This is a genomic window from Streptomyces sp. NPDC046876, from assembly GCF_040645035.1.
GTDB lineage: Bacteria > Actinomycetota > Actinomycetes > Streptomycetales > Streptomycetaceae > Streptomyces.
Genome location: NZ_JBEYXK010000028.1, coordinates 35,944 through 54,802, shown reverse-complemented (window position 1 = coordinate 54,802; position 18,859 = coordinate 35,944). Strand labels below are relative to the sequence as shown.

The 18,859-nt window shown below is 72.8% G+C and carries 19 protein-coding genes; 8 read left to right on the top strand and 11 right to left on the bottom strand.

The genetic code is table 11. The annotated features are described in order from the left end of the window. Positions 1 to 52 precede the first annotated feature (52 nt). The 5 genes from ABZ924_RS17710 to ABZ924_RS17690 all read right to left on the bottom strand — a co-directional run bounded on the left by ABZ924_RS17710 (position 53) and on the right by ABZ924_RS17690 (position 3,653). A complete protein-coding gene (locus ABZ924_RS17710; protein WP_361909998.1) occupies positions 53 to 709 on the bottom strand; it encodes a response regulator transcription factor in 657 nt (218 codons plus the stop codon). After that, positions 706 to 1,902 (bottom strand): sensor histidine kinase, encoded by a 1,197-nt coding sequence (locus ABZ924_RS17705; RefSeq protein WP_361909995.1) that lies wholly within the window; start codon positions 1,900 to 1,902, stop codon positions 706 to 708. Before ABZ924_RS17705 ends, ABZ924_RS17710 begins: the two co-directional genes overlap by 4 nt. Positions 1,903 to 1,912: 10 nt before the next feature. Next, the gene (locus tag ABZ924_RS17700) at positions 1,913 to 2,350 is read right to left on the bottom strand and encodes a hypothetical protein (protein WP_361909992.1); all 438 of its coding nucleotides are present in this window, start codon (positions 2,348 to 2,350) and stop codon (positions 1,913 to 1,915) included. A gap of 236 nt (positions 2,351 to 2,586) precedes the next feature. Then, positions 2,587 to 2,787: a DUF397 domain-containing protein gene (locus ABZ924_RS17695; protein ID WP_361909989.1), complete on the bottom strand. Its 201-nt coding sequence runs from the start codon at positions 2,785 to 2,787 to the stop codon at positions 2,587 to 2,589. An 11-nt stretch (positions 2,788 to 2,798) separates the two neighbouring features. Beyond that, positions 2,799 to 3,653: a helix-turn-helix transcriptional regulator gene (locus tag ABZ924_RS17690; RefSeq protein WP_361909986.1), complete on the bottom strand. Its 855-nt coding sequence runs from the start codon at positions 3,651 to 3,653 to the stop codon at positions 2,799 to 2,801. A 264-nt stretch (positions 3,654 to 3,917) separates the two neighbouring features. On the opposite strand from ABZ924_RS17690, the gene ABZ924_RS17685 reads away from it, so the two are divergent. From ABZ924_RS17685 to ABZ924_RS17675, 3 genes are all read left to right on the top strand, one after another. After that, the gene (locus tag ABZ924_RS17685) at positions 3,918 to 4,316 is read left to right on the top strand and encodes an ATP-binding protein (protein WP_361909984.1); all 399 of its coding nucleotides are present in this window, start codon (positions 3,918 to 3,920) and stop codon (positions 4,314 to 4,316) included. A gap of 90 nt (positions 4,317 to 4,406) precedes the next feature. Further along, positions 4,407 to 4,757, top strand: coding sequence for a hypothetical protein (locus ABZ924_RS17680; protein ID WP_361909981.1), 351 nt, complete (start codon positions 4,407 to 4,409; stop codon positions 4,755 to 4,757). Between the two features lie 128 nt (positions 4,758 to 4,885). Next, positions 4,886 to 5,449: a hypothetical protein gene (locus tag ABZ924_RS17675; RefSeq protein ID WP_361909979.1), complete on the top strand. Its 564-nt coding sequence runs from the start codon at positions 4,886 to 4,888 to the stop codon at positions 5,447 to 5,449. Here the strand turns inward: ABZ924_RS17675 and ABZ924_RS17670 are convergent. Continuing rightward, on the bottom strand, positions 5,368 to 6,294 hold the full coding sequence (locus ABZ924_RS17670) for a cyclase family protein (RefSeq protein ID WP_361910042.1): 927 nt from the start codon (positions 6,292 to 6,294) through the stop codon (positions 5,368 to 5,370). The genes ABZ924_RS17675 and ABZ924_RS17670 overlap by 82 nt on opposite strands. A gap of 121 nt (positions 6,295 to 6,415) precedes the next feature. Between ABZ924_RS17670 and ABZ924_RS17665 the strand changes: the two genes are divergently transcribed. From ABZ924_RS17665 to ABZ924_RS17655, 3 genes are read left to right on the top strand one after another with little or no spacing between them, the layout of a single operon-like run. Beyond that, positions 6,416 to 7,354, top strand: a complete 939-nt coding sequence (locus ABZ924_RS17665; protein WP_361909976.1) for an SDR family NAD(P)-dependent oxidoreductase — start codon at positions 6,416 to 6,418, stop codon at positions 7,352 to 7,354. 16 nt (positions 7,355 to 7,370) lie between these two features. After that, complete coding sequence (locus ABZ924_RS17660) at positions 7,371 to 8,585, top strand: acyl-CoA dehydrogenase family protein (protein ID WP_361909973.1); 1,215 nt, start codon at positions 7,371 to 7,373, stop codon at positions 8,583 to 8,585. Further along, positions 8,582 to 9,649 (top strand): Zn-dependent alcohol dehydrogenase, encoded by a 1,068-nt coding sequence (locus ABZ924_RS17655; RefSeq protein ID WP_361909970.1) that lies wholly within the window; start codon positions 8,582 to 8,584, stop codon positions 9,647 to 9,649. The genes ABZ924_RS17660 and ABZ924_RS17655 overlap by 4 nt, the downstream gene beginning before the upstream one ends. A 136-nt stretch (positions 9,650 to 9,785) precedes the next feature. Here the strand turns inward: ABZ924_RS17655 and ABZ924_RS17650 are convergent, their stop codons facing one another. Both ABZ924_RS17650 and ABZ924_RS17645 read right to left on the bottom strand, forming a co-directional pair. Continuing rightward, positions 9,786 to 10,832 (bottom strand): hypothetical protein, encoded by a 1,047-nt coding sequence (locus tag ABZ924_RS17650; RefSeq protein ID WP_361909967.1) that lies wholly within the window; start codon positions 10,830 to 10,832, stop codon positions 9,786 to 9,788. A 212-nt stretch (positions 10,833 to 11,044) separates the two neighbouring features. Further along, positions 11,045 to 11,668, bottom strand: a complete 624-nt coding sequence (locus tag ABZ924_RS17645; RefSeq protein ID WP_361909964.1) for a flavin reductase family protein — start codon at positions 11,666 to 11,668, stop codon at positions 11,045 to 11,047. 156 nt (positions 11,669 to 11,824) lie between these two features. Between ABZ924_RS17645 and ABZ924_RS17640 the strand changes: the two genes are divergently transcribed. Both ABZ924_RS17640 and ABZ924_RS17635 read left to right on the top strand, forming a co-directional pair. Beyond that, positions 11,825 to 12,760 (top strand): hypothetical protein, encoded by a 936-nt coding sequence (locus tag ABZ924_RS17640; RefSeq protein ID WP_361909961.1) that lies wholly within the window; start codon positions 11,825 to 11,827, stop codon positions 12,758 to 12,760. A gap of 147 nt (positions 12,761 to 12,907) precedes the next feature. Next, on the top strand, positions 12,908 to 13,702 hold the full coding sequence (locus tag ABZ924_RS17635; RefSeq protein WP_361909958.1) for a VOC family protein: 795 nt from the start codon (positions 12,908 to 12,910) through the stop codon (positions 13,700 to 13,702). A gap of 21 nt (positions 13,703 to 13,723) precedes the next feature. On the opposite strand, the gene ABZ924_RS17630 is transcribed toward ABZ924_RS17635, so the two are convergent. From ABZ924_RS17630 to ABZ924_RS17620, 3 genes are all read right to left on the bottom strand, one after another. Then, positions 13,724 to 14,536 carry an enoyl-CoA hydratase-related protein gene (locus ABZ924_RS17630; protein ID WP_361909955.1) on the bottom strand — a complete coding sequence of 271 codons (813 nt, stop codon included), beginning with the start codon at positions 14,534 to 14,536 and terminating at the stop codon, positions 13,724 to 13,726. A 357-nt stretch (positions 14,537 to 14,893) separates the two neighbouring features. Continuing rightward, the gene (locus ABZ924_RS17625; protein WP_361909952.1) at positions 14,894 to 17,137 is read right to left on the bottom strand and encodes an acetate--CoA ligase family protein; all 2,244 of its coding nucleotides are present in this window, start codon (positions 17,135 to 17,137) and stop codon (positions 14,894 to 14,896) included. 244 nt (positions 17,138 to 17,381) lie between these two features. Continuing rightward, complete coding sequence (locus tag ABZ924_RS17620) at positions 17,382 to 18,719, bottom strand: NAD(P)-binding domain-containing protein (protein ID WP_361909949.1); 1,338 nt, start codon at positions 18,717 to 18,719, stop codon at positions 17,382 to 17,384. Between the last annotated feature and the right edge of the window lie 140 nt (positions 18,720 to 18,859).

The window sequence follows — 18,859 nt, the reverse complement described above, 5'->3', positions numbered from 1 at the left end:
GCGCTCGGGGCGTGCGCGACTGTACGCCGCCACCCGCTGGACCGCGCCGCCGTCACCGGGGCGGCGTGACCAGCCCCATCTCGTACGCCTTGATCACCAGTTGCACCCGGTCCCGGGCGTCGAGCTTCGTCAGCAGCCGCGCCACGTGCGATTTCGCCGTCGCCACCGAGATGAACAGGTCCTGCGCTATCTCGCCGTTCGACCGGCCGCGGCCCACCAGCGTCAGCACCTCCTGTTCCCGCTCGGTGATGGCCGGCACCCGCGCGGCCGCGGGCGGCGGGCCGGAGACGAAGTCCGCGATCAGGCGGCGCGTGACCCCCGGCGCGATGAGCGCGTCGCCCGCGGCGACCACGCGCACCGCCGCCAGCAGGTCGTCCAGCGCCATGTCCTTCACGGCGAACCCGCTCGCGCCGGCCCGCAGCGCCCCGTAGACGTACTCGTCCTCGTCGAAGGTGGTGAGGACGAGGACGCGGGCGGGAGCGGTACCGGTGGTGATCCGGCGGGTGGCCTCGATGCCGTCCATCTCCGGCATCCGGATGTCCATCACCACCACGTCCGGCGCGAGCTCGGCGGCGAGCCGGACCGCCTCGGCGCCGTTCGCCGCCTCCCCGACGACCTCCAGGTCCGGGGTGTCCTCCATCAGGACCCGCAGCCCCGACCGCACCAGCGGCTGGTCGTCGGCGAGCAGGACCCGTACGCGGCCGCTCACCGCCCCTCCCCCCTCGTCTCCCCCTTCGTCTCCTCCTCGCCGAGGGGCAGTGCGGCCGCCACCCGGAAGCCGCCCCCGTCCAGGGGCCCGGCCTCCAGCCGGCCGCCGAGGAGCTCGGCGCGCTCGCGCATCCCGGTGATGCCGAAGCCGCTGCCGGGGCCGCCGTGCGGCAGGCCGCGGCCGTCGTCGGTGATCTCCAGGCCGAGTTCGCCGTCCCCGTACGCGAGCTCCACGCGGCAGCGGCCCGCCCCGGCGTGGCGTACGACGTTGGTCAGGGCCTCCTGCACGATCCGGTACGCGGCCAGCTCGATCTCCTGCGGCAGCGGGCGCGGGCTGCCGGACCACACCAGCTCCACCTGCACGCCGGTGTCCTCGGCGGTGGCGGCGACGAGCCGGTCGAGGCCGTCGAGGCCGGGGGCGGGGGCGAGGGCGGCGGGTTCGCTGCGGCGCAGGGCCACCAGGGTCCGGCGCAGGCTCGCCAGGGTCTCCCGGCTGGTGGCCTCGATGGCCTGGAGTGACTCGCGGGCCCGCTCGGGCTGCTTGCCGATGACGCGGCTGCCGACGCCGGCCTGGATGGCGATGACGCCGATGCTGTGGGCGACCATGTCGTGCAGCTCGCGGGCGATGCGCAGGCGTTCGTCGGTGAGAGCCTGCTCGGTGGCGCGGGCGTGCGCCCGCGCGGCGGACTCGCGGCTGCGGCGTACGGAGTCCCCGATGAGCCAGGCCGCGATGACGATGGGCAGCTCGCTCTGGGTGAGGACGAGCTCCGGGCGGCTGGTGGCGGGGATGGCGAACTGGCCGGCGATCAGCACCAGGATCGTGGCCGCGGCCGCGAGGGCCGCCGTCCTGCGGGTCCGGGTCGCGGCGACGCGGCCGAGCGCGGCGGCGGCGGGCGCCACCATGGCGAACGTCAGGCCGGGGCTGTTGGAGAGGAAGAGCACGAAGGCGCCGTTGAGCAGCATCAGCGCGAGCGTCACGAGCGGCGCCCGGCGCAGCAGCACCGCGGCGAGCAGGATCCCGAGGACGGCCAGGACGGACCCGGGCTGGATGATCTGTCCCCCGAAGCCGAGGGGGCCGCGGGCGGTGAGCTGACCGAACAGCAGGGCGGCGAGCCCGGCGCCGGCCCAGAGTGCCGCGGTCTGCAGGCGGTGAGCGGTGGGCCGTCGCGCGACGGCCCCTGATGAGGTGTCCATGCCGCCGACCCTAGTGACGGCCCCCGGCCCGGACATCGGCCTCGGGGCTGCATCCCGCGGGCTGAAGGGTGAGGTGCCGGACGGGCACCACCCGCCACTCGGCCCGCAGCCCGCTGCGCAGCGTGATGCCGAATCCGGCGGGCTCCCCGCGGTGCAGGGCGGCCAGGGCGCTGACCCGGCCTTCCCCGCCGGCCCACGCGAGCGCCCGCTCGACCTCCGCCGGGCTGAGGGCGAAGGGGTGCGTGGTGCGGATCTGTATCCGGATCAGCCGCACGGCCTCCTCGGGCGCGCCGAGCATGACCCGGTCCAGCAACTCGGGCGCGGTGGTGTAGGCGTCCTTGAAGCACACCGCCTCGAACCAGTACCCGGTGTCGATGGCGGCCTTGCAGTCCCGTCGCGTGGGCGATGTGGGCCCGTCGGGGGGCGTGGGTGGTTCCGGCCGGGGCATGGTTGCCCTCCTGTGGCTGGGTGCAGTGGCGCAGGACTGCGGGTGCGGCAGGGCAACTGCCGGGCAGTCGAAGCGGTTTACGCCGACCGAGCCGACCTCGGTGACGCACTGCGACGGTAGCGCTACCCGAGCTGGCGTGGCAAGTGTGCACCGGTGCATGTATGCCCCACGCGCGCCCATGTGAATGCCCCCGCCGTGGGCGGGGGCATGGGGGTGGCGGTCGCCGATGCGGGCGGTCAGCTCACGAAGTGGTCGAACTCGCCCGCCTTGACGCCCTGGATGAATGCGGCGAGCTTGGCCGGGCTGGTGGTGATGACCAGGCCTGGATCGTCGCTCTCGCGCATCACGATGCTGCCGGCTTCCCGGCCGACCTCGATGCAGTTTTCGCCATTGCCTCCGGAGAAGGAGGACTTCTGCCAACTGATGGGTGCGCTCATGCCGCTGTCTCTCACAGTTCTCGTGCGATGTGGTGGATGATCTGGCGGGACCCTTCCGGGTCGAGAGCCGCTTTCTCCGCGATCTCGAACAGCGTGCGGTATTTCCGCAGATCGGCGTCGGCGTCGAGGAACCGGCCTCCGAACGCGCTGTCGATCTGCACGGTGTCCAACTGGGGGACGACGCCGTGCGCATAGAGGACGGGTTGGGTCACCTCGATGAAGTCCTCGCTGGTGAACGGGATCACCCGAATCGACAGTGAGGGTCGCGTGGACAGTTTCAGCAGGTGCTCCAGCTGCTCGCGCGCGACATCGCGCCCACCGAAGCGCATGCGCAGCGCGGCCTCGTGGATGATGGCGTCGAACCGGGGTGGGTTCGGCCGGTCGAGGAGGGCGGCTCGCTTCATGCGGAACTCGACGCGATCCTCGACTTCGCCGGCCGGAAGCTTCGGCGTGACGCCGGAAAACAGCGCGCGGGCATAGTTCTCCGTCTGGAAGAGACCGGGCAGGGTCATGCTCTGCATGGACCGAAGCGCTATCGCGTGGTGCTCGAGTTCGCCGATGTCGAGGAAGCCCGGGGCAAGGATGCCCCGATATTCGTCAAACCAGTACTGCCCGCGATGCTCCCTGGCGATGGCGCACAGGGCATCGATGAGGGGGTCGTCGTCACAGGAGTAGAAGGTTGCGAGTCGCCGGATGCGCTCCTCGCTGACGCCGAGGCGACCGGCTTCGATGTGGCTGATCTTTGCTTGGTCGACCGACAACAGGCCGGCGGCTTGCCTGGCCGTCGCGCCAGCGGCCTCGCGCAGCTTCCGCAACTCGGTACCGAGTCGCGCCTGGCGTGCGGTCGGGTTGTCCCTCGGTGGCATGCGTCCCTTCCCCTTGTCTGGCACGAGTCTGCCGGTATCCCCGGCGCCGGTCCACCAGCGTTCGCGAGCAACGCGAACAAGGTTGCACCGGTGCATAGTTGCACCCTAGTGTCCGGGGTTCACCGCATCGCGTGTCGGTAGAGCCGAAGTGCAGCCGCTGAACCGTGCCTTGGGACGGTACGTGTTCACCTGGGGGCGGCCAGAGCCACGGCATACGACGGGCGAAGGCGGCGCGCGTACTCGTACCGCGTTGGGAGAACAACGATGGCAACGACGAACACCTACCGCTTCAGCGCGCCCAGCCGGGCCGACACCCCCCGGCTCGCCCGGGAATGGGTCGCCCTGATCCTCCAGGCGGCCGGGCTCGCCCACCTCGTGGACCGTGCACGGCTGTGCACCTCGGAGGTGGTGACCAATGCCCACGTGCACACCGCCAGCGAACGGATCTCCGTCGAGGTGGCGCTCGCCACGGGAGACCCGGTCACGGTGACCGTGTACGACCAGTCCCCGGCCGCGGCCCCGACCCTGGCGTCGACAAGCGGGACACCGGCCGGAGACCTGGCCACCCACGGCCGCGGCCTCGACCTCCTCGCGGCGTACGCCGACGACTGGGACGTCAGCACCCGCCCCCACCGCAAGGCGGTCCGCTTCCGCCTGGCGTGAGGCGAACCGCAGTCGCATCCGGACCGCCGCTGAGCCCTCCCCGCGAGGCCCGGCTGGATACGCTGGCCTGGGCCCTACCTGGAGAACAGCATGATCACACAGCCCGACCACGGGGGCGAACTCATTCCGCGTCCTGAGCGCACGCCCGACGCCGTCCGCGTTGCCTTGGCCCGCATCGCCCCCCACCGCCTGGACGAGATGGAGCGGCACAAGAACCGCGCTCTCGCCGCAGCCATCAGCAGCAACGAGATCGGCCACCTCCAGCACTGGCTCAGCCATTGGGTGGCCGAGGTGGAGATCGAGCGGCGACCGGACCTGTCCGCCCGCCGCAGCCGTGCCCTGGCGGCCATCCAGGGGACCTCCAGCCGCGATGACGTCGCCTTCAGACCGGCCATGGACGAACTCCGGGCCGTGGAGGAAGAAGCCGCTCGGGCGGTGTGAGCTGGATCTGAACATGCGCCACCGGCCTTGCCGAAGTGCCCGGGGCCGGGGGCTCCTCCCCCGTGAGGGGGAAGGGGTCGGTACGAGCGGGGGAGGCGGGGGGCCGGCGCTCGCCGCAGGATGAACCCATGACCCGTACCCGCACCCGCACCCGCACGTCGCACACGGTCGCCGCCCTCACCGCCTGTCTCGGCGCCCTCGCCTACGCCGTCAGCAAGGTGGAGCTGGCGCGGGACGGCGAGCTCGGCATGCCGGGGTTCCCCGCGCCGGCCGAGGCGTACGGGGCCGTCGCCGACGTGGCGACCGCCCAGTGGGCCAACGCGGCCCTCGGGCTGCTGATGGCCGTCGTGGCGCTGCTCCTCCTGCGCCTGCCGCGGACCCGGCTCGTGCGGTGGCCGGCGCTCGCCGCCTCCTGGGTCGGCATCGCGATGGTCGGCTCCGGCGTCCTCGGCTTCGGCGCCCGTGCGGCGGGGCTGGCGCCGGGGCTGGGCCCGACCCCGCCCCATCTGCCCACCGCGCTGGCGGCCTTGTTCGTGGGTGCCGTGTGGGCGGCGGCCTGGGCGGTGGCGGCGCTCGGCGCCGCCGGAGGCGGTCGGGGCGGCCGCGGCCGTCAGAGGACGGCGACCGGGGCGACCGGGGTGCCCACCGCGCCGACGAACGGCTCCGGCATCGCCGAGAGCAGGAAGGTGTAGCGGGATTCTTCTGCACAGGCTGTGGACAAGTTCTCGAGGTTCCAGTTCTGGCCCTGGAGCATGCCCATCTCCACCAGGTCCAGCGCGTGCACCGGCAGCCACAGGTCTTCGATCTCCGGCGGGAAGATCTCGAAGGTCAGGGTGTCGTTGGCGACGGCGGCCACGTCCCGGGCGTGGAACCACTGCGGGGTGCGGACGGACAGCCCGGGCGAGGGGAAGCCGTAGCCGTGTTTGTCGCCGGCCAGGTAGACCTGGATATGGCCGGTGCGGACCAGGACGACGTCCCCGGCCCGCACCCGCACCCCGGCGAACTCCTCCGCTTCCGACAGGTCCTCCGGGGTCACTGCGTGCCCGCCCGGCAGCCGGTCCAGGCCCTTGGCGCGCGCCACGTCCAGCAGCACCCCGCGGGAGACGACCGGCCCGGCCTTGTCGATGCCGCTGAACTCGGCCCGCCCGTGGGCGGTGACGCTGCCGGCGGGGCGGCCGTTGTAGATGCGGCCGGAGTGCGAGACGTGGGTGAGGGCGTCCCAGTGGGTGCCCGCCTGGAGCCCCATCGTCACCGCGTCGTCGCTGCAGGCGACCCCGCCCGGCCCGAACAGCTCCTGGTTGATCTGCACCATCGTGTGCAGCGGGTTGATCCGGCCAGGGATCAGGCCAGCCTGTACGCCGTCCTCCTTGAGCGGGAGGGCCAGCGGGATGCGGCGTCCGGTGCGGACCTCGGCGGCTGCGGCCCGTACGACCTCGTCGGTGATCAGGTTCAGCGTGCCGATCTCGTCGTCGGCACCCCAGCGCCCCCAGTTGTTGACGCGCTTGGCGATGTCGTGGAACGCGGCGGGCAGGGCCATGGTCCTCATCCACTCCTGTGGGCAACGGGTGGGCAACGGGTGGGCAACGAGCTCTTGTGCTGCGCCGTCCGGCGGGACATAAAATCTAACGGTCCGTCAGAAACAGCGGGAAGGGGTCGGCGTGGGGAACTTCTTGGCAGGCAAGGTCGTGGCCGTCACCGGCGCGGGCCGCGGCATCGGCCGCGCCGTCGCACTCGCCGCCGCAGCCGAGGGGGCCAGGGTCGTCGTCAACGACTACGGCGTCGGCATCGAGGGCGGCGCGCCGACCAGCGAGATAGCCGAGGCCGTCGTGAAGGAGATCCTCGCCGCCGGCGGCGAGGCCGTCGCCGTCGCCGACGACATCTCCACCATGGAGGGCGGCCAGCGCGTCGTCGACACCGCCCTCACCCGCTACGGCCGCATCGACGGCGTCGTCTGCGTCGCCGGCATCCTGCGCGAGCGGATGCTCTTCAACATGTCCGAGCAGGAGTGGGACCCGGTCCTCGCCACCCACCTCAAGGGCACCTTCACCGTCTTCCGCGCCGCCTCCGCCGTCATGCGCCGCCAGGGCTCCGGCACCCTCATCGGCTTCACCAGCGGCAACCACCAGGGCTCCGTCGCCCAGGCCAACTACAGCGCCGCCAAGGGCGGGATCATCTCCCTCGTGCGCTCCGCCGCGCTCGGCCTGCACAAGTACGGGGTCACCGCCAACGCCGTCGCGCCCGTCGCCCGTACCCGCATGTCCGCGAACGTCCCCATGGAGCTCAAGGAGATCGGCGAGCCCGAGGACGTCGCCGCCCTCGTCACCTACCTGCTCAGCGACAAGGCCGTCGCCGTCGGCGGCGAGCGGATCACCGGGCAGGTCTACACGATCGCCGGACCCAAGATCGCCGTCTGGGCGCAGCCGCGCGAGCTGCGCGCCGGGTACGCCGAGGGCGCCTGGACCCCCGAGAAGATCGCCGACTTCCTGCCCGGGACGGTCGGCACCGACCCCATGCCGATGCTGGTGCAGCTGGAGGCCATGGCCAAGGCGGCGGCCGCCAAGGACCGGCCGAACGCCCGCAACGACCGCAACGCCTAGAAGGGGCCCGCGGACCGTGGACTTCAGCTTCGGGGCCGAGGACGAGGAACTGCGCGTACGGGCCCGCGCCTGGCTCACCGGGCACCTCGCGCCCGACGGCCCGTACGCCGGCGCGGTCGGCCTCGGCGGGCCCGGCAGCGAGCACGAGGGGGTGGCGGCCCGCCGCGCGTGGGAGCGCGAACTGGGCCGCGGCGGCTGGATCGGCCAGGGCTGGGAGGTGCCGGCCGGGGCGTACGGGCAGCAGCGGCTCTCCCTGACCGGGCAGGTCGTGTGGGCCGAGGAGTACGCGGCGCTGCGCGCGCCCGGCCGGGTCGGCCACATCGGCGAGAACCTCCTCGCCCCGACGCTGATCGCGTACGGCAGCCGCGAGCAGCAGGACCGCTTCCTGCCCGGCATCGCGCGCGGCGAGGAGCTGTGGTGCCAGGGCTACAGCGAGCCCGGCGCCGGGTCGGACCTCGCGGCCGTGCGGACCGCGGCGGTACGGGACGGTGCCGACGGGCGGCTGCGCGTCACCGGCCAGAAGATCTGGACCTCGCTGGCCCGCGAGGCCGACTGGTGCTTCGTCCTGGCCCGGACCGAGGCCGGCTCGCGCCGGCACCGGGGGCTGTCGTTCCTGCTCGTACGGATGGACCAGCCGGGGCGGGTGGAGGTGCGGCCCATCCGCCAGATGTCGGGGACCTCCGAGTTCAACGAGGTCTTCTTCGACGGGGCCGTCGCCGCGGAGGTCGTCGGCGGCGAGGGCAACGGCTGGTCCGTGGCCATGGGCCTGCTCGCGCTGGAACGCGGGGTGTCCACGCTCGTCCAGCAGATCGGCTTCGCGGCCGAACTGGAGCGCGTCCTGGCGGACTACGCGGTGTACGGCGGGTCCGACCCGGTGGTGCGGGACCGGCTGGTGCGGCAGTGGGCCGAGCTGCGCACGATGCGGTGGAACGCGCTGCGCACGCTGGGAGACGCGTCCGGAGCGGACCCGGGGGCGCCGAGCGTGGCCAAGCTGCTCTGGGGCGGCTGGCACCGGCGCCTCGGCGAGCTGGCGGTCGCCGTCCGGGGCGCGGTGGGCGCGGCCGGGCCGGGGGCGTGGGCGCCCGGGCTCCCGTACGAGGCCGGGCTCGACGAGGCGCAGCGCCTGCTCCTGTTCACCCGGGCCGACACGATCTACGGCGGCTCGGACGAGATCCAGCGGAACATCATCGCCGAGCGCGTGCTCGGCCTGCCTAAGGAGAGCGGCCGGTGAGAGGCGTCGTGTTCGACGGCAAGCAGGTTGTGGTGGCCGACGACCTGGAGGTCCGGGATCCCGGACCGGGTGAGGTGCTGGTCGCGATCCGGGCGGCCGGGGTGTGCCACAGCGACCTGTCGGTGATCGACGGGACGATCCCGTTCCCGGTGCCGGTGGTGCTCGGGCACGAGGGCGCGGGGGTCGTGGAGGCGGTGGGGGCCGGGGTGACGCATGTGGCCCCAGGGGACCACGTTTCCTTGTCCACCCTGGCCAACTGCGGGGCCTGTGCCGACTGCGACCGGGGGCGGCCGACCATGTGCCGCAGGGCGATCGGGATGCCGGGCCAGCCGTTCTCGCGGGGCGGGAAGCCGCTGTTCCAGTTCGCTTCGAACTCCGCCTTCGCAGAGCGGACTATCGTCAAGGCCGTGCAGGCGGTGAAGATCCCGGACGACATCCCGATGGCGTCGGCGGCGCTCATCGGCTGCGGTGTCCTCACGGGCGTCGGGGCGGTGTTGAACCGGGCCCGGGTGGACCGGGGCGAGTCGGTGGTGGTCATCGGCAGCGGCGGGATCGGGCTGAACGTGCTCCAGGGGGCGCGGATCGCGGGCGCGACGACGGTGGTGGCGGTGGACGCCAACCCGGCGAAGGAGGCGGTGGCCCGGCAGTTCGGGGCGACGCACTTCGTGGACGCGTCGGCCGTCCCCGATGCGGTGGCGGCGGTGAAGGAGATCCTCCCGACGGGCACCGACCACGCCTTCGAGTGCGTCGGCAACGTCCGGCTGATCCGCCAGGCCGTCGATCTGCTGGACCGGCACGGGCAGGCGGTGCTGCTGGGGGTGCCGGGGTTCAGGGAGGAGGCCGCGTTCCAGGTCTCGTCGATGTACCTCGACAAGACCATCATGGGCTGCCGGTACGGCTCGTCGCGCCCCCAACGCGACATCGCCCTGTACGCGGAGCTCTACCGGCAGGGAAAGCTCCTGCTGGACGAGCTCGTGACCGAGGTCCACCCGGTGGAGGACTTCGCCAAGGCCGCCGAAGCCGCCCACGCGGGCCGCGTGGCCCGCAGCGTCCTCACCTTCTGACCTGGCCGTCAGATCCAGCCCCGCCGGCTGCCGGACTCTGCCCGGACCCGCACCTCAATCGCCGGCGTGGCGGGATCTGTCGGACCCCTGTCCCAGGACCCGGGATGGAGCCGCCGTACTGCGGTAGGCAATCGGGTCATCTGCGCGTGAGGAGGGCTCCCCAGACGGCCCGCATGCGGTGGGTGCGGTAGGAGAGCCCGGGCCAGGGGTGGTACGTCCAGGGGAGGGCGCCGCAATAGCCGTCGACTTGGCGGAGCTGCTCCAGGGCTGCACGGTAGCGGCCCTGCCGGACGAGGAAGTAGGCGAGGAGGTGCCGCGCATTCGGAAGGTTCGGATGGCTCCCGGCTGCCGAGACGTCCTCCAGCGCCGCGTCCACCAGCGCCATGACATCTGGCATTCGGAAGAAGCCGGCGCCGCCGCTCTCCGTATCAACGACCTGGTGCTCGTACCAAGCGATCAAGGGCAGCAACGACAAGAGGCTCCCACGCGGGGCATCCTCTGCAGCCTGCGCTGCGAACTTCTCGGCCTCGCCCCGGGACCCCCGCCACTTGCGGCAGAAGTACTGCAGCGCGGCGACGTGGGCGTTGAAGTGGTGCGGCGATGTTGCGGTGATACGGGCCCACAACAAGCCCATGTCGTCCTTGGACCAGCCGAGCCCGGTCGCCACGCGGACCAGACCGGCCAGAGGAGTCGGATCATCCGGGAGTACGGCTGCTGCATGCCGAAATTCCTCGTGCGCGGCTTCCAGTTCCTGGTGGAAACCCGCGAACCGATTCTGCGATGTGAACCGCGCCGCCCGGCCCCCACGCACCTTCCACGCTTGCTCGACGCGCGTGCATGCGCTGACCAGTACCGCGTCGGGATCGCTCGGACGGTCTGCTTGCCAGGTCCGAAGCCAGACATCACCGTCGTGGGCGGCCGTGTAGGCCAGTCGCATCGCGTAATGCGTGCGGAGGTCCGCATCGGGCCCGGCCGCAGTCAACAGGTCGGCCGCGGGCTCCCACTCTCCGGAACGAGCTGCCTTGACCACCCCTTCGAGTTCCGGGTCCGGACCGGCCAGACGGCTGTTCAAGAGCCGGAGGGGAACCAAGGCGGGCACCAGCCAGCACAATGCCACCGCAGCCATCAAGCCGTAGAAGAGGGGCACGGACACCGATGAGTCGACCGGCGAGGGAAGGGCCATTGAGGTTCCTGTCGTGATGCTCGCTTGATTGTTCGATCAGGGGCATAGCGGAGTATGCGGCACCTGCAGCAGCATCGAGAACGGGTTGCCTCACTGGGGCTGGCGGCATGACCTGGTTCCTCTTGGTCTGCCCTCTGTGCGAAGAAGGGGTGGACGGGGGCCCCTTGGCGCCGTCGCCCCGACCTCGGGCCCCAAACGCCGGCCGGCTCCCGTCAGGTGTCGGAGAGGCGGCCGAAGCGGCCCTTGTGGAACAGGAGGGGGCCGTCCTCTCCGGCGGCGCCAAGGGCCAGGACCCGCCCGACCACGATCAGGTGGTCCCCGCCGGTGTGCACGGCGTGGATGCGGCAGTCGATCCAGGCGGGCACGCCGTCCAGCTGCGGCGACCCCGTCACGGGGGCCGGCCGGTGCCCGACCCCGGCGAACTTGTCGGTCCCGCTCACCGCGAACTGCCGGCACAGTTCCCCCTGCCCCGCGCCCAGGATGTTGACGCAGAACACCCCGGCGCGGGCGATCCGCGGCCAGGTGGTGGAGGTACGGGCCACCATGAACGTCACCAGGGGCGGGTCGAGCGACAGCGAGGCGAAGGACTGGCAGGCGAAGCCGGCCGGGCCGTCCTCGCCCTCGGCGGCCGGGGCGGTGACCACGGTGACGCCGCTCGCGAAGTTCCCGAGCACGGCCCGGAACTCCGCGGGGCCGACGGGGGCGCGCTCGTCCTCGCCGACGGCCCGCAGGTCGGCGCGGGGCAGGGCCGAGGGCTCCGCCGCCGACCCGGGCGCCGCGGAGCCGACTGATCTCAGGTATCGGACGACGGTGGCCGCCATCCCTGCATGTCCCATCACACTCCCGATTGAAACTGACGGTATGTCAGATGGGAAGGGGTGGGCAGGGCTCGCTTCAACCCCGGTCAAGCATGTCTTGAACGTGTTCAAGGATTCGGGGTATGGTCCCGCCCCGAGGGGACTTGAACATGTTCAAGGAGAGGGGGTAGTGGCATGGAGGAGGCGGAAAGAGCAGCCCGCGGCTTCGGGACGCGCGGAGCCGGCCCGGTGGCCGTGGTGCAGGTCATGCTCGGGTGGGTCATCGCCATCGCCATCGAGGACGACAGCGCATTCGGTATCGACTACGGCTTCGGCTACGGCGACGTGGTCGCCCACCTGATCATGTACGTGCTCGTGGCCGCCCTGGTCGGATATGCGCAGGCCTGGCTGTTCGCCCTCCCCGTGGTGCAGCTCGCGCGGCTGTCCGCCCGGTTCACCGGGTGGCCGGCCGCCGTATGGGCGGTGCCCTGGGGGGTCGCCCTCGCGGTGGCGTACGCCCTGCCCGGGTTCCGGCCGCTCCTGTGGCCGTTCGAGGACACCTGGTTCTGGATCGCGGTCTTCGGCGTGCTCCCGGTGGCAGCCGCAGGCCATGCCTACCGGCGGAACCTGTCGAGCCGGCGGATGCTCGGGCAGACGGCCGGCCGGGCCGGCATCGCCCTGCTGGTGCTCCTCGTCGGAGCCGTCCTCTTCGCCGAGGCCCGGATGCCGGCGTCGCCCGACCCGCGGCCCGGCCTGCGGATCGGCCCGGCGGAGCCGCAGGCCGCTGCCGCTCCGCCGCCCGGCCTGCAAGGCCCGCCCGAGCCCCAGCGGTCCGCCCTCGTCGGGACGTGGGCCGACGGGAAGGGTGCCCGCCTGCTCCTCCACGAGGGCGGGCAGGCCGCGGCCGAGGAACTGCCGCTCGAGCGCCCCGCGGGAGAGGTGGCGCGCTGCTCGGGAGGCGGCACCTGGACGTACCGGCAGGGGGCCGTGCAGGTCGACGTACCCGGCTGCGAGGGGGACTGGGCGGCACCCATGGTCTGGGCGGCCGGGGGCACTGCCGGGGAGCCGCTGCTCTCCCGGATGGTCAGGGATCCGGCGGGCTGGGAGAAGCGGGAGCTGCACAAGCAGTGAGTGCTCGCGCCGCTGTTCCCCCGCGCGGGTGAAACCCCCGGGCGACCCGGATCCGTACGCACGGCCGCCCGACCCGGCTCGGCATGGTGGCGGGGGACCGGCGTACGGCCGTACGCCGCCCGACCGCAGACGTCCCGGGAGGACCCCATGCTCGGCACCGACTTCCGCACCGGCTCACCCAACTGGCTCGACCTCGGCAGCCCCGACACGGATGCCGCGGCCGCCTTCTACGGCGCCGTCTTCGGCTGGAGCTTCACCTCCGCCGGCCCGGAGGCGGGCGGGTACGGGTTCTTCCAGGCGGACGGCAAGACCGTCGCCGGGCTCGGACCGCTCACCGAGGAGGGCGCGAAGTCGGCCTGGATGGTCCACTTCATGACCCCGGACGCCCGGGCAACGGCCCAGGCGGTCAAGGACGGCGGCGGGAAGATCCGCATGGAGCCCATGGACGTCATGGGCGAGGGCTGGCTCGCGCAGGCCACCGACCCGCAGGGCGCCGAGTTCGCGGTGTGGCAGCCGGGCAAGACCGCCGGGCTCGAACGCGCCTCGGAGGAGAACTCGCTGGTGTGGGCCGAGCTCCACGTACCGGACCCGGGCGCGGCCATCGAGTTCTACAACGGGGTCTTCGGCTGGCGCAGCGAGGAGATGCATGCGCCGGGGATGACGTACCGCGTCCTCAGCACCAAGGACGGCGACCAGAAGCAGGCCTCCTTCGGCGGCGTCGCGCCGATGGGCGACGGGGCGGGCGGCGGGGGCGTCGAACGGCCGCGCTGGGTGCCGTACTTCCACGTGGCGGACGTCGACGCCACCGTCTCGGCGGCGCAGGGCGCGGGCGGCTCGGTGATCATGTCGGCGGCGGACGTGCCGGACGTCGGCCGGATCGCCTGGGTGGCGGACCCGTTCGGCGCGGTGTTCGCGCTGCTGAAGCCGAGTGCCCAGATGTAGGGGTTGGGTTGGGCTTCGGTTTCAGCGGCCGTGGTACTTGGGGGTGCGGCGTTCCACGAAGCTCGCCACGCCCTCGGCCGCGTCGGCCGTGGTCATGTTGATCTCCTGCGCGGTGGCCTCGGCGGCCAGGGCGGCCGCCCGGTCACCGTCCAGCGAGGCGTTGACCAGCTGCTTGGCCAGGGCGATGGCCCGGGTCGGGCCCTGCGCGAGCCGCTCGGCCCACTCCCGGGCCCGGGCCGCCAACTCCGCGTCCGGGACGACCCGGTTGACCAGGCCGAGCCGCTCGGCCTCGGCCGCCGGGACGGCGTCGCCGAAGAACATCAGCTCCTTCGCGCGCTGCGGGCCCACCAGGCGGGGGAGCAGGTAGGCGCCGCCGCCGTCGGGGACCAGGCCGCGGCGGACGAACACCTCGATGAACCGGGCCGACTCGGCCGCCAGGACCAGGTCGCAGGCGAGGGCGAGGTGCGCGCCGATGCCGGCGGCGGTGCCGTTGACCGCGGCGAGGACCGGCTTCTCGCAATCCAGAACGGCCGTGATCAGGCGCTGGGCGCCGAGACGGATCATGCGGGATACGTCGCCGGCGATGCGGTTGCCGTCGGTGGCGGGGGCGCCGCGGAGGTCGGCGCCGGCGCAGAAGCCCTTGCCCGTGGCCGTGATGACGACGGCCCGGACGGCCGGGTCGGCGGAGGCGTCCGCCAGCAGCGCGATGATCCGCTCGCGCTGGTCCCAGGTGACGGCATTCATCGCCTCGGGGCGGTTGAGGGTGATCCAGGAGACGTTGTTGTCGGTGCGGTGCAGTACTGATGAGTCGGGGGGTTGGGGGGTGTCCGTCATGGGGTGCCGCTTCCGTTTGGGGTGAGGGGTGGGTGAGGGTGCGGGCGCTTCGCGCCCGGTGCGCTCAAACGCCGCGCGGGCTGGATTTATCCAGCCTCGCCGGCGTTTGAGGCGCCGGGTCCGGGGCGGAGCCCCCGATCTTTGAGCCGCGCCGGCGATTGAGGCGGGCGGGGGCCGGGGCCGCAGGACTCGCCACGCGGCGGAGCCGCAAATCCGGCACAGCGGGAAGGGGCGGGGTGGGGGAACTGCTCCGCGCAGCGGGGCCGGCGGGGCGGGGCCCGGGCCCTGGGACGGCGGTCCGGGCAGGAGCCGGGGGACGGGGGCCGGCTGGGGTACGGGACCGGTGGCCGGGCGGTGTCAGCGGCAGACGGCGAGGGCGTCCAGCGCCACCGCGCCCTGCCCCCGCGGGAGGACCATCAGCGGGTTGATGTCCAGCTCGGACAGGACCCCGCCGAGCTCCAACGCCATCCGCTGCACCCGCAGCACGACCTCGACCAGCGCGTCGACATCGGCCGGCGGCGCCCCCCGGACCCCGTCCAGCAGGGCTCGGCCGCGCAGTTCGGCCAGCATCGCCCGGGCCTGGTCCTCGCCGAACGGCGGCACCCGTACCGCCGCGTCGTGCAGCACCTCCACCAGGACCCCGCCCAGCCCGACCGTCACGGTCGGGCCGAACAGCTCGTCCTGGGTGACGCCGACGACCATTTCGACGCCCCGCTCCACCATCTGGCAGACCAGGATTCCGTCCAGCGGCACGTTCTCGTAGCGGGCGATGTCCGTCAGCTCCCGGTAGGCGTCGCGGATCTGGCTCGCCGAGGTCAGGCCGATCTTCACCAGGCCCAGTTCCGTCTTGTGCGCGAGCTGCGGGCCCGAGGCCTTCATCACCACCGGGTAGCCGACGAGGCCGGCCGCGCGGACCGCCGCCGCCGCGCTCGTCACGAGCTGCTCCCGCGGCACCCGGATCCCGTAGGCCCGCAGCAGCTGCTTCGCCGCGTGCTCGCTGAGCTGCTGGCCCGGGCGCATCAGTGCCTGCGCCTTGCGGTACGAGGGGGACGGGGTCCGCGGGGCGTCGGCGAAGGGGGAGCGGTAGCCGGTGGTGAAGCGGTGGTGGTCGAGGTAGGCGCGCACGGCGGTGATGCAGTTGCCGAAGGTGCGGAAGGTCGCCACCCGGGAGGAGCCGAGCAGGGTGGTGCGGTAGGCCTCCTCGGTCCCGACGGGGGAGCCCCAGATCACGCAGACCAGCTTGTCGGTCTGCTCGGCCGCGTCCACGAGGTCCTGGGCGAGCCGGTCGCTCATGGGCGGGAAGGGCCCGGTGATCGGGCAGATCAGCACGCCGACGGAGGGGTCGGCGAGGATCGCGTTGATGATCTTCCGGCCGCGCCAGTCGCCGACCGGGTGGCCGCCGTTGTCGACGGGGTTGGCGACGTTCAGGTACTCCGGTATCCACTGGTGGAGCTCGTCCTGCTTGGCTCGGGAGAGCGTGGGCAGGTGGAGCCCGGCCTCGGTGGCGAGGTCGGAGAAGTGGGCGCCGGTGCCGCCGGAGATCGAGTAGACGACGACCCCGTCGGCCTGCGGCCTGCGGGCCCGGGCGAGGAGGGCCGCGGTGTCCTGGAGCTCGTCGAGGCCGTCGACGCGGATGACGCCGAACTGGCGCATCGCGGCGTCCACGACGGTGTCGGCACCGGTGAGCTTGCCGGTGTGGGAGGCGGCGGTACGGGCGCCGGCCTCGGTCCGGCCGACCTTGACCGCGACCACCGGGACCCCGTTGCGGGCGGCCCGGTCGGCGGCGAGGAGGAAGGACCGGCCGTCCTTGAGGCCCTCGACGTAGCAGGCGATCGCGCCGACCTCGGGCTGCTCGGCGAAGTACGAGATGAAGTCGGAGGTCTCGAGGTCGGCCTCGTTGCCCGTGGGAGCCCAGTGGGAGAGCCGGACGCCGAGCTCCTGGAGGGTGTAGACGGGCCGGCCCTGGTGGCCGGACTGGGTGATCAGCGCGATGGCCGGGCCGTCGAGGTCGTCCCGGAACTCGGAGAAGGCGTTGAGGTTGGTGTTCGGGCCGAGGAGGCGGAGGCCCGACCGCCGGACCGCCGCGGCGAGCCGCGCCTGGGCGGCGGCGCCGTCGGTGCCGGTCTCGGCGAAGCCGGAGGCGAAGGCCACGGCGTACTTCACCTTGGCCTCGGCGAGTTCGTCGATGAGGGGGAGCGGGTCCGCCACGAGCAGCACCGCGAGGTCCACCTGCCCGTGCTGCGCGGCCAGCGCGGCCACGGAGGGGTGGCACGGCAGCCCGAAGACGGTGGGGCGGGTGGGGTGCACGGGGTGGATGCGGGCACCCACCCGCCCGGCCCAGGCGATGAGCTGCCGGGTGATCCCGGTGTTGGGCCTGCCTTCGGTGTCGGAGGCACCGATGACGGCCACGGACTCCGGCCGGAAGAAGCGGTCCAGGTCCGGTACGTCGGCGTGCAGCGGCCGCCCGCTGACGTCCAGGGCGACCGCGTCGTCCGGGGAGGGCGCGGCCGTGGAGTGGACGGCCGTCCTGGGGGTCTCTCCGCAGGCCTCGACACGTGCGCGGAAGTCGGTGGTGAGGGTGCCGTGAGTAGATCCAAGCATCGCTTCGCCCGCTCCTGCTCGATGAACTTCAAGCCAATTACTGACGTGTAGTCAGATTCAGATTACTGAACTGACGCGGCGTCAGGAACAGTGCTGCGCAGGAAAGGTGGTGGAAGGTGGCGGAAGGGTGGTGGAGGGGGGTGGAGGTGATGTGTGGAACGGTGGCAGACGGGTCCGGGTGGGTCCAGGGGGAATTCGGTCGAGTGGCGCTGCGGTCGGGCGATGCCTGCCGACCGGGCCGTTCCTAGGCGAGCGGGTCCACCCGGGGGAGGTCCGTGTACGGGAGGGACTCGTCGCGGTCGCGCTGGGTGCGGGAGCCGAGGTGGCGGGACAGTGCCCGGGCGATCTTCTCCGCGTCCAGGGCCATCTCGCGGAACATGCCGCTGATGGGGTTGGTGAAGCCGGTGAAGTACAGGCCGGGGGCTTGGGGCAGGGCGCGTGCGCCGTGCGTACGGGGGCGGCCGCGCTCGTCCAGGACGCCGTCCAGGTGGCCGACCAGGGCCTCGAGGGCGCGCCGGTAGCCGGTGGCGGCGATCACCGCGTCCGGGGTGATGCGGGAGCCGTCCGCGAGGATCACCTCGGCGCCGTCGAAGCCGGCGACCGCGGCGACCGGCTCGACCCTGCCCGAGCGGACCGCGTCGATGAGGCCGACGTCCTGGACGGGGATCGCCCCCTGCTTGGCGCGGCTGTACAGGCCGGTGGTGGGCCGGGGGAGCCCGTACGCCGCCAGGTCCGGGACCGACGCCTTGGCGGAGAGCGCGCCCAGCCGGTCCACGAGCCGCACGGGCAGCCGCCGCACCAGGATCCCGGTGCGCTGGGCGGGCCAGCCGAGGGTGGAGCGGCGCACGATGTGGGGCGTGGTGCGGATGGCCAGGCGGATGCGGGGGGTGGCGTCTGGGGTTTGGGTGGCCGTGTTCTCTGCGGCTGCCAGGTCCGCGGCTATTTCGGCGCCGGTGTTGCCCGCGCCGACGACCAGGACGTCCTTGCCCTTGAAGGGGGTGGGGTTGCGGTAGTCGCGGGCGTGGAGGAGCCGGCCGCTGTACGTGTCGAGGCCCGGCCAGTCGGGTAGCGCGGGGGTGTGGTTGAAGCCCGTGGCGACCACGACGGCCTGAGCGGCGAGGACGCGGCCGCCGGTGGCGTGGAGGAGCCAGCCGGGGTCGGGGGATTGGTGCCGCTTCTTGGACCGCTTCTTCTTCTCCTTCCGCTCCTTCCGCCTGTTGGTGGCTCCCGGTTCGGTTTCGGTCTCCGCGGGGGGTTCCGGTGCCCGCTCGATCCGGGTGACCTCCACGCCCGTGACGATCTCGAGCTCGTGGAACTCGGCGTACTTCTCCAGGTAGCGCACCACGTCGTCGCGGGAGACCCAGCGGCCGAAGCGGCGCGGCATGGCCAGCCCGGGGAGGGCCGAGAGGCGGCGGGTGGTGTGCAGGTGGAGGCGGTCGTAGTGGCTGCGCCAGGAGGCTCCGACGGTGTCGGACTTCTCCACGACCACCGCCCGTACTCCGCGGGCGCGCAGTGCGGCGGCCGCGGCCAGGCCGCCGGGCCCGGCGCCGATCACGTAGACGGGGCGGGGCTGGGTGGTCATGTCTGGGGCTGTGGGGACTCCGGGCATGAAGAGTGAGCGTATCGACACACAGCGTTGATGGGTCTCGGACAAGGAGGGAATCGATTGCGGATCGGTCACGGGGGTCTTGCGTGATGGCTGCGCGTCCGCTCAACTGACGT

Excerpts from the sequence above, each read along its gene's own strand:
- ABZ924_RS17705 (WP_361909995.1), bottom strand. The coding sequence starts at position 1,902 with ATGGACACCTCATCAGGGGCCGTCGCGCGACGGCCCACCGCTCACCGC.
- ABZ924_RS17700 (WP_361909992.1), bottom strand. The coding sequence starts at position 2,350 with ATGCCCCGGCCGGAACCACCCACGCCCCCCGACGGGCCCACATCGCCC.
- ABZ924_RS17695 (WP_361909989.1), bottom strand. The coding sequence starts at position 2,787 with ATGAGCGCACCCATCAGTTGGCAGAAGTCCTCCTTCTCCGGAGGCAAT.
- ABZ924_RS17690 (WP_361909986.1), bottom strand. The coding sequence starts at position 3,653 with ATGCCACCGAGGGACAACCCGACCGCACGCCAGGCGCGACTCGGTACC.
- ABZ924_RS17685 (WP_361909984.1), top strand. The coding sequence starts at position 3,918 with ATGGCAACGACGAACACCTACCGCTTCAGCGCGCCCAGCCGGGCCGAC.
- ABZ924_RS17680 (WP_361909981.1), top strand. The coding sequence starts at position 4,407 with ATGATCACACAGCCCGACCACGGGGGCGAACTCATTCCGCGTCCTGAG.
- ABZ924_RS17675 (WP_361909979.1), top strand. The coding sequence starts at position 4,886 with ATGACCCGTACCCGCACCCGCACCCGCACGTCGCACACGGTCGCCGCC.
- ABZ924_RS17670 (WP_361910042.1), bottom strand. The coding sequence starts at position 6,294 with ATGGCCCTGCCCGCCGCGTTCCACGACATCGCCAAGCGCGTCAACAAC.
- ABZ924_RS17650 (WP_361909967.1), bottom strand. The coding sequence starts at position 10,832 with ATGGCCCTTCCCTCGCCGGTCGACTCATCGGTGTCCGTGCCCCTCTTC.
- ABZ924_RS17645 (WP_361909964.1), bottom strand. The coding sequence starts at position 11,668 with ATGGGACATGCAGGGATGGCGGCCACCGTCGTCCGATACCTGAGATCA.
- ABZ924_RS17640 (WP_361909961.1), top strand. The coding sequence starts at position 11,825 with ATGGAGGAGGCGGAAAGAGCAGCCCGCGGCTTCGGGACGCGCGGAGCC.
- ABZ924_RS17635 (WP_361909958.1), top strand. The coding sequence starts at position 12,908 with ATGCTCGGCACCGACTTCCGCACCGGCTCACCCAACTGGCTCGACCTC.
- ABZ924_RS17630 (WP_361909955.1), bottom strand. The coding sequence starts at position 14,536 with ATGACGGACACCCCCCAACCCCCCGACTCATCAGTACTGCACCGCACC.
- ABZ924_RS17625 (WP_361909952.1), bottom strand. The coding sequence starts at position 17,137 with ATGCTTGGATCTACTCACGGCACCCTCACCACCGACTTCCGCGCACGT.
- ABZ924_RS17620 (WP_361909949.1), bottom strand. The coding sequence starts at position 18,719 with ATGACCACCCAGCCCCGCCCCGTCTACGTGATCGGCGCCGGGCCCGGC.